Here is a 15,504-nt window from a genome sequence, read left to right on the forward strand (position 1 = left end):
TGGCCTCTCCATCTGTGACCCCTGGCTCCGCGGGCAGCACGGGCCGTTCAGGCCTGCGCCGCTGGTTGATTGGTGAGCCCCTGCCCACCAGCGCCCATGCCGAGGAGCGACTCAGCAACGGCGAAGCCCTGGCGATCCTTAGCTCCGATGCCCTCTCCTCGGTGGCCTACGCCACCCAGGAGATCGTGCTGGTGCTCAGCCTGGCCGGTGCAGCCGCCCTCGGTGCCACCGTGCCGATCACCGGGCTGATCGTGGCGCTGATGCTGGTGGTGGCGATCAGCTACCGCCAGACGATCAAGGCCTATCCCCATGGGGGCGGCTCCTACCGAGTGTCCCACGACAACCTGGGGGTGGTGCCGGGCCTCGTCGCTGGGGCCTCCCTGGCGATCGACTATGTGCTCACCGTGTCGGTGAGCGTGGCGGCTGGCATCGCCGCCATCACCTCGTACATGCCGGCCCTGGCCACCGAGCGGATTCCCCTCTGCCTGCTGGCGGTTGGGGTGTTGATGCTGGTGAATCTGCGCGGCGTGCGCTCCAGCGCGGGCCTGCTCAGCCTGCCCACCTTCCTGTTCATGGGCACCGTGGTCACGCTGGTGGTGATGGGCCTGGTGAAGCTCAGGCTTGGTCTGCTGCCACCGCTCGACGCCGCTGCCCAGGCCCGCCAGCTGGCAGAGGCTCAGGGCGGGGAGTTGGCGGCTCTTGGTCCGGTGCTGCTGATGCGTGCCTTCAGCTCCGGTTGCGCGGCCCTCACGGGCATCGAGGCCATCAGCGACAGCGTGATGGTGTTCCGGCCCGTGGAGTGGCGCAATGCCCGCCGGGTACTCACCGGGATGGTGATCGTGCTGGCAGTGATGTTCAGTGGCATCAGCGTGCTTGCCAGCCAAATGGGCCTGGTGTATGTGGAGAACGGCCCCACGCTGCTGTATCAGCTGGGGGAGCGCATCTTCGCGAACGGCCTGCTGCTCTCGGTGCTGCAGCTCAGCACCCTCTTGATCCTGCTGCTGGCGGCCAACACCGCCTATGCGGATTTTCCCCGCCTGGCGGCGTTCCTGGCCCAGGACGGTTACATGCCCCGTCAGCTCGCCTCCCTTGGCGACCGGTTGGTGTTCAGCAATGGCATCGCCCTGCTGAGCGGATTCGCCACGGTGCTGCTGGTGCTGTTCGACGGCAGCGTGACCCGCCTGATCCCTCTCTACGCCGTGGGGGTGTTCACCAGCTTCACCCTTTCCCAGGCGGGCATGGTGGTGCACTGGTGGAAGCAGCAGTAGGCGGGTTGGTTGGGCAAGGCCCTGATCAATGCCCTGGGTTGTCTGGTCACGGCGGTGGTTTGCGCGGTGTTGCTCTTCAGCAAATTCAGCCATGGTGCCTGGGTGATCGTGGTGGCGGTGCCCCTGCTGGTGGCCTTCCTGCTCACCATCAAGAGCCACTACCGCCTGGTGGCACGTCGGTTGCGGTTGACATCCGAGGTGAAGCTTCGCTTACCCAAACCGCTGCACGAGGGCGGCTCGCCCGTGGTGGTGCTGGTGGGACACCTGCACCGGGGCAGCTTCGAGGCCCTGCGCTATGCCCGCACCATCGCCGACAAGCTGGTGGCGGTGCACGTCGATCTAGGCGACGGACGGGCCGAGGCTTTTGGGGAGCAATGGCAGCGCCAGCTCCCGGAGGTGGAGCTGGTGATCCTGCCTTCGCCCTATCGCTCGTTGATCGATCCCGTCAAAGACTTCATTCACCAGTTCGAAGTCGATCACTGCAGGGATGGGGACCACTTCTGCACCGTGGTGCTGCCGGTGTTCGTGACCCGGCACCGCTGGCAGAACCTGCTGCACAACCAGTCCACCTACTTCCTGCGCAATGCCCTGCGCCGGGGGGGAACACGTGTTGTGACCACGGTGGGTTTCTATCTATGAGTTGACGTGGTGCCATAATTTAACTACAGTTAATCAGTCCATCCATAGCTTTGTTGCTTCGTGAAATATACTCACAAAATTTCTTGCTCGATTGAGTTCGAATTCGAGTCAGATCTGCAAGACTGGCGATCCGCTCTTGATGAGGTCATCGTTGAGGAAATTCCCTTGAAGGATCTCACCGCTGCCGAAAAGTGGGAGTGGTTCGAAGAGCAGGCACCTGGCAGTCTTGACGATTATCTTGTGTTGGTTGAGACCAAACAGTTGCCTGACTGATCGCGCTCAGATCAGTCGCGACCCGCTGGACTGGCGGCGCTGGCTGGGGTCGAACACCGTCGCGATCGTGCGGATCAACCAGCGGCCCACGTCCGTCACCTCCAGGCTGTTGGCCGCCAGGCGCACCAGTCCGTCGGCTTCGAGGATCTGCAGATCGGCCCACTCGCTGGCGAACTGGCGCTTCGCCTCAAGGGGTTGCTCCAGGGCGATGGTGTAAAAATCCACCGCGAAGTGGCACATCAGGCTCTGAATGAGTGAGCGTTGGTTCTGGCTGAACAGACTCTGGAACTGGCTGATCGTCGTCACGCCGATGCCGAACAGGTCGCGCTCGCCGCCACCGCCAGGCTGTCGCTGGAAAGGGCGAAGTGGTCCATGCCGATGGCGTCATAGCCATTTCCGGTGAAGGCCCGGACACTGCCGTTCCGCCGGGACGGTCGGGGGTGGCCGCTATGGGCCGCAGGCTCGAGAGGCTGAGCTGACCTTCCGGAGTGACGAACACGGGATCCCCCTTCGATGAGCCCTGGGCCAGAACGGTGATCGGTTGGTCCTGAATGTCATAGAGGTTGATCGTGCCACCCTGAACCTTTCACTGAAACCCATCATGGTTTTGATTGGGTGAACGATCCGAATGACGACACATCACGGTTTCGTCTGATCCAGGAGGGCGAAGACCGCCACCAGCGAGCGCGGTTCGACCCGTTGATGGGTCGCCGTCAGGACAGGCGCCGAGGCCCAGTCGTGAATGTCGTCAGGGCTGGATCGGGCCGTGTTGATCCAGCACCGCCAGGGAGTGGTGCTGCCAGCGGCGGGAGGCAGCTCGAAGCACAGAGCTTCCCAGAACGCATTCACCATCAGGTGTACCGAGAAGCGGTTGCCAATGCTGCGGATCGTCACGGCCAGGGACCGTGACGACTCACTCCAGTCGGGTTGGCCCACCGCCACCCCATGCCAGTCGATCCGGCTCTCGCGCAGCAGGTCGTTAAGGCTCATCCGCCGCTGATCGATCACCACCACCCGCTGCATCCTGGCGGTGATCAGCAGTTTCACGAAGCGATGGACGTCAGCGTGACGCTCCAGCAGCGACCAGTCGAACCAGCTGAGCGGGTTGTCCTGGCAGTAGGCGTTGTTGTTGCCCGACTGGCTCCGGCACACCTCATCACCCATCGCCAGCATCGGGGACCCGATCGCCAGCAGCAGCATCGCCAGAACGTTGCGGATCTGGCGCTGGCGCAGCGCCTGAACGGCGGGGTCGCTGGTGGGGCCCTCAGCACCGCAGTTCCAGCTGGAGTTGTCAGACGCGCCGTCGCGATTCCCCTCGCCGTTCACCTCGTTGTGCTTGTCGTTGTACGCCACCAGATCGGCCAGGGTGAAGCCGTCGTGGCAGGTGATGAAGTTGACGCTCTGCTCCGCTTCCCGCTCCTCGTGGCCGTAGAGGTCGGGGCTGCCCAGCAGCCGCAGGGCCGCCTTGGGCACCTGGCCCGGATCCCCCTTGAGGAAGCGGCGCAGATCATCGCGGAACTGGCCATTCCATTCCTGCCAGCTGTCGCCGATGAAGCTGCCCACCTGATAAAGGCCCGCCGCATCCCAGGCCTCGGCGATCAGCTTGGTGCCGGCGAGCACCGGATCGGTCTCGATGTCGAACAGCACCGGCGGCAGCCGCAGCGGCTGGCCCGTTTCATCGCGGGAGAGCACCGAAGCCAGATCGAAGCGGAACCCATCCACATGCATGCACTGCACCCAGTGGCGCAGGCTGTGGCGGATCAACCGGCGAACCACCGGGTGATTGGCGTTGAGCGTGTTGCCGCAGCCGCTGAAGTTGGCGTAGCGGCTGCGGTCGGCCTCCAGGTGGTAGTAGGCCTCGTTGGCCAGGCCCCGAAAGCAGAAGCTGGGCCCGCGCTCATCCCCTTCGGCAGTGTGGTTGTACACCACGTCGAGAATCACCTCGATGCCGGCACGGTGCAGGGCCTTCACCATGTCGCGGAATTCGTCCAGGGGTGCCAGCGGATCCCGGCGGGAGCAGTAGCCGCTGTGGGGAGCCAGCAGTGAAACGGGTGAATAGCCCCAGTAGTTGCTGAGCCCTTCGGGCGCATCAAGGGGATCGAACTGAAACACCGGCAGCAGTTCCACCGCCGTGATGCCCAGATCCAGCAGGTAGGGGATCTTCTCCACCAGACCGGCATAAGTGCCGGCCCGCTCCGGGGCCACACCGGAGCTGGGGTGACGGGTGAAGCCCCTCACATGCAGTTCATAGATCACCGTCTCGGCATGGGAGCGCTGCAGTGGCCGGTCCCCCTCCCAGTCGTAGAGGGTGGGGTCGGCCACCACGTTCTTCATGGCGGTGGCATGACCATCGGCGCTGGAGCGGCCCTGGGCGCGCCGGTAACCGGCGGGGGTGACGACCGCCAGCCCATAGGGATCGAGCAGAAGGTTGCGCTCATCGAAACGAAGACCCAGGTCCGGCCGCTGGGGCCCCGAGACCCGATAGCCATAGAGCTGGCCGGCGCCGATGCCATCGACCCGGCAATGCCAGTAGTGGTAGGTGCGGTGCCGAGTGGAATCGAGAGGCACCACCCGGGATGGTTCAGCCCCATCCTCCCGGTCGAACAGCAGCAGCTCGACGGCGGTGGCGTATTTGGAATAGAGGCTGAAGTTCACTCCACCTCCCCCGACCGTGGCGCCGAGGGGAGCACTGCGGCCGTTCCAGATGGTTGTCGATCCCATGCTCTGAAGCGCCGGCCGGTGCGTGAGGATTTCATCCTCTGACCTCAGCGGCGAGCGAGCCGGTGATTCGCAACACAGTCATTGGCCTGGATCGGGTTCGTCCATGACAGTGACCAGCCCGCCCAGAAGTGCTGGAATGCGCCCACTCCCTGAGCGCTGCCATGACCGCCACCATCACCAACTCATTCCCGATCGATCTGGATGCCTTCCAGCCGCTTGCCCTCGATCCGGATCAGCCCAGCCTGAGTGCCAGCCAGCGGGAGGCGCTGAACGCCAACATCCAGCTCTGCCGCGACGCGATCATTTTCTTCACGGCCACCGGTGCGGCCCGGGGCGTGGGTGGTCACAGCGGCGGGCCCTACGACACTGTGCCCGAGGTGATGATCCTCGATGCCTTCTTCCGCGGCGCACCCGATCGCTTCCTGCCGGTGTTCTTCGATGAGGCCGGCCACCGGGTGGCCACCCAGTACCTGATCAGTGTGCTGCGGGGCGAGCTGCCGGCCGAGGCGCTGCTTCAGTACCGCGCCGCCCACTCCAGGCTGCCGGGCCATCCGGAGCTGGGCCTCACCCCGGGCGTGCAGTTCAGCTCCGGCCGGCTGGGCCACCTCTGGCCGTTCGTGAACGGTGTCGCCCTGGCCCATCCCGGCAAAACCATGTTCTGCCTCGGCTCCGATGGTGCCCAGCAGGAGGGTGACGACGCCGAGGCGGCCCGCTTCGCGGTGGCCCATGGGCTGAACGTGAAGCTGGTGATCGACGACAACGACGTGACCATTGCCGGTCATCCCTCGCAGTACCAGCCCGGCTACGACCTGGAGCGCACCCTCGGCGGCCATGGTCTGGCCATCTTGTGCGGCGACGGCGAGGATCTCGATGATCTGCATGGCCGCCTCTGTCGCGCGGTGGCCAGCGACGGCCCGGTGGCGGTGATCAACAAGCGGCCGATGGCGGTGGGAATCCAGGGGCTGGAGGGCAGCACCCATGGCCACGATGTGATCCCGGTGGATCTGGCCATCAGCTACCTGGAGCAGCGCGGCCAGGACGCGGCCGCCAGCTACCTCAAGGGCATCGTCAAACCCACCAATCCAGCCACCTTCCTGGGCTCAGGCCAGAAGCTGGAGGCCAACCGCAACGTCTTCGGTGATGCGGTGGTGGAGATCCTCGGCGCGATGACGCCCGAGAACCGCAAGCAGAGCGTGCTGGTGGTGGACAGCGACCTGGAGGGCTCCTGCGGCCTGGCCCAGATCCGCAAGGCCCATCCGGAGATCTTCGTGAGCGGCGGCATCATGGAGCGGGCCAACTTCTCGGCGGCGGCTGGCTTCGGCATGGAGGCCGGCCGCCAGGGGATCTTCGCCACCTTCAGCGCCTTCCTGGAGATGATCATCTCCGAGGTCACCATGGCGCGGCTGAACGGGGCGAATGTGCTGAGTCACTTCTCCCATGCCGGCATCGACGACATGGCGGACAACACCTGCCACTTTGGCCTCAACAACTGCTTCGCCGACAACGGCCTCGAGGAGGAGAACAGCACCCGCCTCTATTTTCCGGCCGATGCGGCCCAGATGAAGGCCTGCGTGAAGGCCGTGTTCGCTGATCCCGGCCTGCGCTTCATCTTCTCCACCCGCTCGAAGGTGCCCAATCTTCTTGATGCCGCCGGCAACGAACTGCACGGCGAGGGCTACAGCTTTGAAAGCGGCAAAGATGAGCTGGTGCGGGAGGGCAGCGCCGGCTATGTCGTGAGCTTCGGTGAGTGCCTCTACCGCGCCCTTGATGCGGTGGAGCGGCTGCGGGCCGAGGGACTGGATGTGGGTCTGATCAACAAACCCACCCTCAATGTGGTGGATGAGGCAATGCTCGCCAGAGCGGGCGCCTCACCCTTCGTGCTGGTGGTGGAATCCTTCAACCGCCGCACCGGCCTCGGCAGCCGCTACGGCACCTGGCTGCTGGAACGGGGCTTCACCCCCCGCTACAGCCACCTGGGCACCTACCGGGAAGGCTGCGGCGGCCTCTGGGAGCAGTTCCCCCACCAAGGCCTCGATCCCGACGGCATCATCAGCCATGTGAAGGGGATGCTGGGCTGAGGGGCTGCTCCATCGGCAGGGGCAGGTTCATCGCCGCGCGGGCCTCGAGCCAGCGCCCGGATTCGGGCATGGTGCGGCAGTCGTCGAACCATGGGCCGCCCAGGGTGTAGTGCAGCACCCTGGGTTCGGATGGCAGCTCCTGTACCCCCACCAGCACGTTCCACTCCGGCGGCAGTTCGCCGATCTCCCCGTCCGCCAGCCAGCGGAACTGGTGCAGCTCCAGCCCCGTGGCCGTGTTCACGAACTCCGGCGTGAGCGCCGTGCAGTGCTCGCAGTTGAACAGCATCACCGGCGACCAAAACTTGCGGCCATAGGGCGTCTGCGGCATGCCCTGGAACTTCAACCCCGGCTCGCACTCGTGCCGGTTGGCAGCCGTGGGGTATGAGGGCATCGGTGGGTCCTGTCGGTCGAAAGGCGATGGGGGGAGGGGCGTCGCTGCGCTCAGAACCGGGCCAGACGGATTCGCTCGGCCAGTCCCAGCCGGTGCAGCAGCTGGATGTGCCACCAGGTGAGATCGAACTCCCACCACGCCCAGCCCATGCGGGCGCTGCTCGGCTGGGCGTGGTGGTTGTTGTGCCAGCCCTCACCGAAGGTGAGCAGGGCCACCCACCAGGTGTTGCGCGAGCAGTCGTCGCTCGGGTGGCTCACGTAGCCCCAGCGGTGGGTGGCGGAATTCACCAGCCAGGTGGCGTGATAAACGATCACCAGCCGCAGGGGGATGCCCCAGAGCACCAGGGCCCAGCCGCCTGCTCCGCTCCACTCGCCCAGCCCATACAGGAGCAGGCCCAAGGGCAGCTGCAGCAGCAGAAAGCGGCGGTTCAGCCACTGGTAGTAGGGGTTGCCCTGCAGGTCGGGTGTGAGCTGGTGGACGCTGCGGGCCGCCGGTACCTCCCGCAGCATCCAGCCCATGTGGCTCCACCAGAAGCCCAGATGGCTGTTGTGGTGATCGGCGGGATCGTCGGAATGGAGATGGTGATGGCGGTGCAGTCCCACCCAGTCGATCGGGCCCTGCTGGCAGCTCAGGGCACCGCAGGTGGTGATCACGGCCTCCAGCCAGCCGGGCACCCGGAACGCCCTGTGGCTCAGGAGGCGGTGGTACCCGAGGGTCACGCCCACACAGCCGGTGAGCCAGTAGAGCACCAGCAGTACGCCCACGGCGGTGGGGCTCCAGAAGCGCGGCAGCAGAGCCACCAGCGCCAGGGCATGGATCGCCGCCATGAACAGAACGATCGACCACTGCGGGCGCAGCGCCGCCGGCTGCACCGGGATGCCCTCACCCCTGGAAGGAACGCCTGACGTCATGCGTTGCACCGTTGCCGTGGCGCTCATCCTGCCGAGGCCGGAACCATCGGTTGCAGGAACTGCTCGAGCAGCAACCGGCCGAAACGCAGCCGTCCGCGCAGGCCCTGGCGCAGGCCGGGTCAGCGGCGGATCTGCCTGTTGAAGATGTCGCCGTGGCGGTTCTCGTGCTGGCACCAGGGCTCGAAGGAATCGAACAGCGGCGCAAAATTATGATCTGAGCTCGCCTTGAGATGGCGATCGATCAGGATGTAACGCCAGTAGCCTATTTTTTCTGAAAGAAACACGCTGTAGAGAACCCAGCCGAGCGGGAACCAGGTGATCGGCCGCCTGGTGCTGAGCTTGGGAAGATCGAGCGTGATGCCCTCGGCCGCCAGCGCCCTGCGATCGAAGTGGTCGCGGTTGTAGTCGGCTTCCATTTCGTTGGGCATCGCCTCAAAGGCCGGCCGCTGGCCGTCGAGGTCGGTGCGGGCCGCCTTCTCGATCTCGGTGGTGAAAAGCGGCGTGAGCAGGTCCTCGCGCAGGTGCGGGGTGGTGGCCGGGGCTGCAGTCGCGGTGGTCATCGGCGGAGGTGCGCTCTGAAGCGAAATGCATAACAACAGCATGATACTGCGAAAAGCTGTCTTTGCATTCTAGCGTTGCCGCGACAACGCGCTAAAGTTTCATTGCAGCCTCTGCTCCGTCCTGACGCCGCCATGGAAGCCCTTGCCGATTACTTCAAGGTGTTCTCCGAGCCCAACCGCCTCACGGTGCTGGAGGCCCTGCGCTCCGGAGCCCTCAATGTCACCGCGGTGGTGGAGAAGACCGGCCTCAGTCAGGCGCTGGTCTCGAAGCACCTCAAGCTGCTGATGATCGCCGGTGTGGTGCGCCGCCGCCCCGAGGGCAGCCTCGTGTTCTATGAAGTGATCGACAAGGGGGTGTTCCGGCTGATGGCCCAGGCCGAAAAGCTACTGATGGCCGCCCGCCGCCAGCAACTCGATGATCTGGCGGCCATCTTCTGATGACCCCGATCACCACACCGCCATCGGCCCAGCCGCAGCCACCGGCCTGGTCGCAGGAACCGCCGCTGCCCGCTTCGATCGAGGAGCTGCGCCAGGCCCTCGCCAGCGGCCGCCGCCGTTTCATCGGCCTGCGCCTGCCCGATGCCGATGGTCTTCAGCTCGATTTCTTCGGTTGCGACCTCAGCTCGGGCTGCTTCCGCGAGGCGCGCTTCGGCGATGCCTGCCTGCGTGAAGCTGACCTGGAGGGCAGCGACCTCAGTGGCGCCGCTCTGGAGGGCGCCCGTCTGGCCGCCGGCGACACCGTCCAGGTGCAGGTGTTCATCGATGGGGTCGATGCCAACAGCGCCGGCATCGCCAGCGGCTACATCCAGCAGATCCTGCGCCGCTTCCGTCCGCAGACGGGGGCGGCGCCGCCCCTGCCGCCCCTGCGCACTCAGGTGAGCTTTCTCTACAACCCTGGCCTCACCAGCAGTTGGTTCTTCGTGCCGGGGGTGATCGGCCTGGTGCTCACCTTGATCGCCACCCTGGTGTCGGCGGTGACGCTGGTGCGCGAGAAGGACACCGGCACGCTCGAGCAGCTGCTGCTGACCCCGGCTGCCGCCTGGGAGATCCTGCTGGCCAAGATCCTGCCCCTGGTCGTACTGCTGATGGGGGACGTGCTGCTGGCATTGCTGCTCGGCCGGCTGGTGTTCGGCCTGCCGATCCGGGGGAATCCTCTGCTGCTGCTGACCCTTTCAGGCCTCTATCTGTTCGTCGGGATCGGTGTGGGGATCATGCTGGCCACGGTCTGCCGCTCCCAGCAGCAGGTAATGCTCACGGCCTTCTTCATCACCCTGCCGATGGTTCAGACCTCCGGGGCGATCGCGCCGATCGAGAGCATGCCGGCCTTCTTTCAGGTCCTCTCCCTGCTCAATCCCCTGCGCCACTACATCGCCATCCTGCGAGGGCTGCTGCTCAAGGGTGTCGGCCTTGAGGCCCTCTGGCCCCATGCCCTGGCCCTGCTGGTGATGGCGCCGCTGCTGATGGGCATCAGCGTGTCGAGGTTCCGCAGTCAGTTGAGCTGATCGGTGGAGTCTGGGCTTGAGGCGTGGCCCTTGGCTCCTGCTCCGCCGGGCTCACGGGCACGATCACCGTGACCAAAGACCCGACGGCGGGATCCTGGGTGGTGCGAATCTCGGCATCAAAGGTGCGATCGGATCCATCGGCCAGCTTCAGCCGCAGTGCCGAGCGCACCCCCGTGCTGCCTGACCCTGCCAGAGCTGCCGCAGCCAGGGCACTCAGCGACTGGGGATCGTCCTGGCGCGAGAGCCAATCGGCATGCGCCCCAAGGATGGAGTCCTGGTTGTGGCCTGCGGTGCGGCAGAACGTGGCGTTGGCTCTGATGATGCGCAGGCGGTCATCCAGCACCGCCACACCAAGACTTTGGGCCTCAAAGACGGTTTCGAAGATGAAAGAGGCGTTCCTGGAATTGTTCTCGAGGACCTCGATGCCGTTGACATCCAACAGTGTGCCAACGATGAATCCTTCATCGGAGTCATTCACCACCGTGCATGACTCGGCCACCCAGAGGCTTCGTCCATCGCGTGTGGTCAGGCGGTAGCGCACGGACCAGCGGGGTTGGTTGAGGTCGCGGGCCAGCCTCACATGAACTCGATCGTCTGGATGAATGGCAGCCTCCAGTAACTTGGGCTGGTCGCACAGCTCAGCCGCGCTCCATCCTGTGATGGCTTGAATCCTCTGGCTGGCATAGAGCAGGTGCTGCATGGTTGAATCCCATTTCAAGACGGCCTGCTCGAGTGCATCAGTGAGGCATGAGAACTCATGGAGTGAGGCCTCGGCTGTCCTGCGTAGCGCCACCAGTTCAGAGATATCCGTGAGCGTGATAATGGCACCCAGACGCCGGCCATCTTTTTCCCGATAGGGCAGGATCTGGACCAGATACGACACCTCTTCGCTGCTCGCCTCGATGGTCTGACGCAGCTCTCCCCTGATCACCGCCATCAGCGCCTCCTGGAGGCCGAGAAGGGAGAGGGTTGTCGGCACATCCAGCAGTGGCTGGCCATGGTCGGCCTGGACGAGTCCGAACACCCTGACGGCCAAGGGGCTGAACCTGAGGACGCAGAGATTGCGATCAACGATGACCATGCCCTGACTCAGGGAGTTCTGGATGTTTTCCAGATCCGTGTTCAGTTTTTCGAGTTCATCACTGCGGGCTCGTAGCTGTTGGTTGAGGGTTCCCAGTTCCTCATTGGTGGCCTGCAACTCTTCGTTCGAGGCCTCCAGTTCTTCATTCGAGGATTGTAGTTCTTCCGATGAAGCCTGGAGCTCTTCCGATGAAGCTTCCAGCTCTTCGTTGGCTTGCTCGAGTTCGCTGAGGGATCGACGCAAGGTGTTCTGACTGCTCAGCAGCTCCTGCTCAAGCCGTTTGATTTCCCGATCAAAAATATGATCACGAAGGCCCTCTTGATCGGCCCTGGCCGCATCAGTTAAGCTCTCATCATCCTCAAGAAACGTGAGAATCCACAGTCTCCGATCACCGACATCAAAGGGCTTCACTTCCATGCGGAAGGACTTGTCATGGCCTGAGAGATGTAAGGTCTGGCTGGTGATCAACAGGCCATCAGCCCGTGTCAGTAGGAACAACGCTCGAGCTTCCGATTGAAGCTCTGGGAGGAGAAATGAAGTGGCCGATGAGCTGACACGACCCTGGGGGAGGCGGCAAAATGGGGTGACATTCCCGATCACCTCGATGAGATCATGGTTCTCATCCAGCACCAGGCAGGGCTGGCTGATCATGCGGATCAGCGACTCCAGCAGAGCCACGTGCTGCTCCGGTACTGACTCCCGTATGACAGCCACCCTTTCCAGAGGGGCGTAGGCCATGGGACCCCGTGGCGCTGGTAAGGCCAGGGCCTGTCGTGGTTTCAGCATCCCCTCCGCAGTTCGCAGGAAAATCCGCTGCTCGGCATCGACGACCCTGAAGCCGGGTGTGCGGTTGGCCAGGGCCTCCGAGCAACCCAGAAAGAGCAGGCCTCCGGGGACCAGGCCAAAGCGAAACAGATTCAACACACGCTCCTGCATCGGAGTGGTGAAATAGATGAGCGTGTTGCGGCATGAAACCAGATCCAGTCTGGGAAATGGTGGGTCGGCCCCAACATCATGACGGGCGAAGACGGTGCAGCTACGAAGCTCCTCCGTCATCGCGATTTCCGTCACCGTCTCGATCACGAAGCGTTCACGCAGGTCATCGGGGATGGCCTTGGCTTCTGAGATCGGATAAACACCACGACGACACACCGACAGGCTGACCTCGTCGAGGTCGGTGCCAAAGATCTTGATGTGGGAGGCCAGATGGGCGGGATGCCCCAGAACTTGGCTGAGCAGCATGGCAATCGAGAACACTTCCTCCCCCGTTGCACATCCAGGCACCCACACCCGCAAGGGTTCGGTGCTGCTGTGCTGCTTGACGTAGACTTGCAAGTGCTCGCCAAGGGCCGCGAAGGCCTCACGGTCGCGAAAAAACGCGGTCACGGTGACCAGCAGGTTCTGGACAAGGGCATGAGCCTCTGCAGCATTACCGGTCAACAGCGAAAGATAGTCGTCGAGGGTATTGATCTCCAAGCTCAGCATGCGACGCTGGAGTTGCCGATTCAGGGTCGACTCCTTGTACTGGGAAAAATCGATTCCAGTGGCATGCTTCAACTGGGTAATCACACTGCTGAGCAAAGCAGGTGCCGGTGCCGGTATGTCTTCGCTGACCCAGTTGCCACCACTGGTGGTGATCCATTCGCCGATCTTCGGCCCGATGGCGTTCGCTTCCAGGACCAGATCTGCGCAGCCCAGGCTGATGGCGGCACTGGGCATGGCGTCGAACTTGGCACTCTGCGGTGATTGAGCGATGGTCAGGCCGGCGGCCTCTCGAACCGCGCGCACGCCCCGCGCCCCATCGGCGCCTGTTCCCGAGAGCACAATGGCCAGGCCGTGATCACCCCAATGCTCGGCAATCGATTCAAACAACAGATCAATGCATGGACTCGGGCCGAACCCGGGGGTTGGTTCACTGAGCTTCAGCTGATGCCCCGCAACCACCACATCATGGTTGGGAGGTGCGATCGCGATCACATCGGCTTGGAGCGGTTCACCATCAACGGCTGTCACAACCCTCAGCTTGGTGGAATGAGCCAGAAGGTCGACAATCAGGCTGGGGTGATCAGGAGAAAGGTGTTGGGCCACCACATAGGAGACACGGCCCAGGCTCGTGAGGTTCTTGCTCAATTCCTGCAGGGCCTCAAGCCCCCCGGCCGAGGCACCGATTCCCACCACATAGTCGACGCCTGCCGAAGCTGGGTTGACGGGACTGCTCTCCACCTGGGGCTCGGCCGGCAAGGACTCAGGCAGCTGATCGCTTGATCCGTATACCAATCAGATCCTCTCTGTCCACCTGGGCCAACGCTAGTCGTGCTGACTCCCCCTGAGACGAGGCTTGCCGTGAGAGCCAGCGCCGAGCAAGGTTCCGACTTTTATGAGTAAAACTACTCATCTCCAAGCCGATATTCATGGCTAAATTTTAAACGTACTGGCTGTGATGGACGGAAGGTTCCGGGCCATGGGGCATCATGACGCAGCTTGACTACAATGAAGCAATAGTCCATGGTCGGACGCCAGAGGTAGAGCGAAGGAGAGTGATTGAATGTGTTAATCCTGAATGTGTTGTTATTTGGCTGTCGGTCGCTGCCCACTCCACACCCTTGTGCGACTCCAGCCGGTCCGCCCTCCTGACGATCAGCCTGAACTGATCCTGAGTCCATCCATTGAAAAAGTCCGTGTCTCTCACTGTCGCGTCTGCAGATGTCCATCAAGTGTTTGACGCTCATCAGCAGGCTGTTGACCTGGCCAATCCTTTCAAGCGTCGATTAGGGCTGGTTGGAGACATCAATGCCAGTGCAGAGCTCTTCCGCAGGGTTCTGCCGGTCAGTCGGCTCAAGGCCATGGATCCTGACAGGACCTGGTGGCACTACGGCATTGCCTCGCGAATTGGCTCCATCGTCCTGGGGACATGGATCCTTCCGCCGGTGCAGATTGTGGTCGCGGAACAGTATGGCTTGTCAGTTTTTTTGGGCTACGCAGGAGAACAGGAGATTCAGCAGGGTTCACAGCATTGGAGTTGCTGTTCCAACACCTGCCTGATTCTTCCTGGTAAGCCCCTCTCGATTGAGACCAGTCTGTTCAGTGGTCTGGCCTTTCATCTCGACACCCAACACCTCCTGAAAACGGCCACAGGCATGGCTGGCCTCAGCCAGACGCCAGATTCCTGGGTGAAATCGGTGCATGAGACGCCTGGCTGGGAACCATCGAGGGAACCGGGCCTGGCCACGCTTCAGGCCATGCTGAGGCAGGTCATCGCCATGGCCGAGCTGCAAGCTGGCTCGAGTCAGAGTCTGCTCGAGCGGCTACAGCTGGATGACCTGATCTACCGGCTGCTTGCCGCCATGATCTTCCCGGAGCTGCGGGAGGAATCCTCGTTCGAGCGTCTGATCCACAGGATCGAGGCAGGGCGTGACTCCTTCGATGAGCTGCTCGACTTCATCAAGTCGAATCTTGCTGAGCCCCTGAATCTGACACAATTAGAGATGCAAAGTCATTATTCACGCCGAGCTCTGCAATACACGTTCCGTGAACGGCTTGGCTGTACCCCATTGCAGTGGATCCGCAATCAACGGCTTGATGTGGCCAGGCGCAAGCTGCAGAATCCTTCACCCGGGGATAGCGTGGCGAGTATTTCTTCCGACTGTGGTTACCGAACCCAGAGCTTGTTCAGCGTTGATTTTCAACAGCGCTTTCATATCAGGCCCTCCCAGCTCCTGCGTGAGGCCCGCGCGTCGTCTCGTGCCCGCTAGCCAGACTTCAGCTGCAGCGTGCCGTCCACGGAGAAGTGGTCGTCACTGAGCAGCGGTTTGACCTCGGGAGCTCCCATCAGCTTCTCCAGAAGCAGCCCCATGACGTCGTCATTGAGCAGCCGATCACGGTTCTTGCTGTAGACGCAGTCGGCCGGAGGCCATATGTGGTGGGATGCCAGATCGGATCGTCGGGGCTGAGGCCCACAAACCAGCGGAACAGCAGGTTGGAGTGGAGCTGCTCCAGCAGCAGCCTCTCGGAGCGGATCCCATAGAACGCCTGAGCAGCGAGGCCAGCAGCAGTTGCTCCGGTGGAACCGATGGTCGTCCT

Annotated in this window: 12 protein-coding genes and 2 pseudogenes; 7 read left to right on the top strand and 7 right to left on the bottom strand. The window is 63.2% G+C overall.

The features are described 5' to 3' along the window. The first annotated feature begins 14 nt into the window (after positions 1-14). The 3 genes from KBY67_RS02690 to KBY67_RS02700 are packed head-to-tail and all read left to right on the top strand — an operon-like array spanning position 15 to position 2,180. Positions 15-1,268 carry an APC family permease gene (locus KBY67_RS02690; protein ID WP_255108448.1) on the top strand — a complete coding sequence of 418 codons (1,254 nt, stop codon included), beginning with the start codon at positions 15-17 and terminating at the stop codon, positions 1,266-1,268. A gap of 9 nt (positions 1,269-1,277) precedes the next feature. Further along, positions 1,278-1,907, top strand: coding sequence for a hypothetical protein (locus KBY67_RS02695; protein ID WP_255108449.1), 630 nt, complete (start codon positions 1,278-1,280; stop codon positions 1,905-1,907). A gap of 60 nt (positions 1,908-1,967) precedes the next feature. Further along, entirely contained in the window at positions 1,968-2,180 is a 213-nt protein-coding gene (locus KBY67_RS02700) for a hypothetical protein (RefSeq protein ID WP_255108451.1), read from the top strand. Between the two features lie 6 nt (positions 2,181-2,186). Here the strand turns inward: KBY67_RS02700 and KBY67_RS02705 are convergent, their stop codons facing one another. Both KBY67_RS02705 and glgX read right to left on the bottom strand, forming a co-directional pair. Continuing rightward, positions 2,187-2,486, bottom strand: coding sequence for a hypothetical protein (locus KBY67_RS02705; RefSeq protein WP_255108453.1), 300 nt, complete (start codon positions 2,484-2,486; stop codon positions 2,187-2,189). A 333-nt stretch (positions 2,487-2,819) separates the two neighbouring features. Then, positions 2,820-4,901 (bottom strand): glycogen debranching protein GlgX, encoded by a 2,082-nt coding sequence (gene glgX / locus KBY67_RS02710; RefSeq protein ID WP_255108455.1) that lies wholly within the window; start codon positions 4,899-4,901, stop codon positions 2,820-2,822. A gap of 161 nt (positions 4,902-5,062) precedes the next feature. Here glgX and KBY67_RS02715 point away from each other — a divergent pair, with 161 nt between their 5' ends. Then, on the top strand, positions 5,063-6,979 hold the full coding sequence (locus KBY67_RS02715; protein WP_255108457.1) for a transketolase C-terminal domain-containing protein: 1,917 nt from the start codon (positions 5,063-5,065) through the stop codon (positions 6,977-6,979). Here the strand turns inward: KBY67_RS02715 and KBY67_RS02720 are convergent. The 3 genes and pseudogenes from KBY67_RS02720 to KBY67_RS02730 form a co-directional block, all read right to left on the bottom strand. Beyond that, positions 6,951-7,370 carry a hypothetical protein gene (locus KBY67_RS02720; protein WP_255108459.1) on the bottom strand — a complete coding sequence of 140 codons (420 nt, stop codon included), beginning with the start codon at positions 7,368-7,370 and terminating at the stop codon, positions 6,951-6,953. The two genes, KBY67_RS02715 and KBY67_RS02720, sit on opposite strands and share 29 nt — an antisense overlap. A gap of 50 nt (positions 7,371-7,420) precedes the next feature. Further along, positions 7,421-8,308, bottom strand: a complete 888-nt coding sequence (locus KBY67_RS02725) for a fatty acid desaturase (RefSeq protein ID WP_255108461.1) — start codon at positions 8,306-8,308, stop codon at positions 7,421-7,423. Between the two features lie 26 nt (positions 8,309-8,334). Beyond that, positions 8,335-8,841, bottom strand: a pseudogene (locus tag KBY67_RS02730) (ferritin family protein); the annotation flags it as partial. Positions 8,842-8,973: 132 nt separating this feature from the next. Between KBY67_RS02730 and KBY67_RS02735 the strand changes: the two are divergent. Continuing rightward, on the top strand, positions 8,974-9,279 hold the full coding sequence (locus tag KBY67_RS02735; protein WP_185466874.1) for a helix-turn-helix transcriptional regulator: 306 nt from the start codon (positions 8,974-8,976) through the stop codon (positions 9,277-9,279). Next, positions 9,279-10,343, top strand: a complete 1,065-nt coding sequence (locus tag KBY67_RS02740; RefSeq protein WP_255108465.1) for an ABC transporter permease — start codon at positions 9,279-9,281, stop codon at positions 10,341-10,343. Before KBY67_RS02735 ends, KBY67_RS02740 begins: the two co-directional genes overlap by 1 nt. On the opposite strand, the gene KBY67_RS02745 is transcribed toward KBY67_RS02740, so the two are convergent. Then, positions 10,309-13,647, bottom strand: coding sequence for a chemotaxis protein CheB (locus tag KBY67_RS02745; protein ID WP_255108485.1), 3,339 nt, complete (start codon positions 13,645-13,647; stop codon positions 10,309-10,311). The genes KBY67_RS02740 and KBY67_RS02745 overlap by 35 nt on opposite strands. A 443-nt stretch (positions 13,648-14,090) precedes the next feature. Here KBY67_RS02745 and KBY67_RS02750 point away from each other — a divergent pair, with 443 nt between their 5' ends. Next, the gene (locus tag KBY67_RS02750; protein WP_255108467.1) at positions 14,091-15,176 is read left to right on the top strand and encodes a helix-turn-helix domain-containing protein; all 1,086 of its coding nucleotides are present in this window, start codon (positions 14,091-14,093) and stop codon (positions 15,174-15,176) included. Between the two features lie 14 nt (positions 15,177-15,190). On the opposite strand, the pseudogene KBY67_RS02755 reads toward KBY67_RS02750, so the two are convergent. Further along, positions 15,191-15,504: pseudogene (locus tag KBY67_RS02755) on the bottom strand (transposase); the annotation flags it as partial.

The sequence above is a fragment of the Synechococcus sp. RedBA-s genome, assembly GCF_024345495.1.
Classification (GTDB): Bacteria; Cyanobacteriota; Cyanobacteriia; order PCC-6307; family Cyanobiaceae; genus Regnicoccus_A.

What these genes read in the sequence shown, in the direction of transcription:
- KBY67_RS02720 (WP_255108459.1), bottom strand. Translation starts at nt 7,370, where the DNA reads ATGCCCTCATACCCCACGGCTGCCAACCGGCACGAGTGCGAGCCGGGG.
- glgX (WP_255108455.1), bottom strand. Translation starts at nt 4,901, where the DNA reads ATGGGATCGACAACCATCTGGAACGGCCGCAGTGCTCCCCTCGGCGCC.
- KBY67_RS02735 (WP_185466874.1), top strand. Translation starts at nt 8,974, where the DNA reads ATGGAAGCCCTTGCCGATTACTTCAAGGTGTTCTCCGAGCCCAACCGC.
- KBY67_RS02740 (WP_255108465.1), top strand. Translation starts at nt 9,279, where the DNA reads ATGACCCCGATCACCACACCGCCATCGGCCCAGCCGCAGCCACCGGCC.
- KBY67_RS02715 (WP_255108457.1), top strand. Translation starts at nt 5,063, where the DNA reads ATGACCGCCACCATCACCAACTCATTCCCGATCGATCTGGATGCCTTC.
- KBY67_RS02725 (WP_255108461.1), bottom strand. Translation starts at nt 8,308, where the DNA reads ATGAGCGCCACGGCAACGGTGCAACGCATGACGTCAGGCGTTCCTTCC.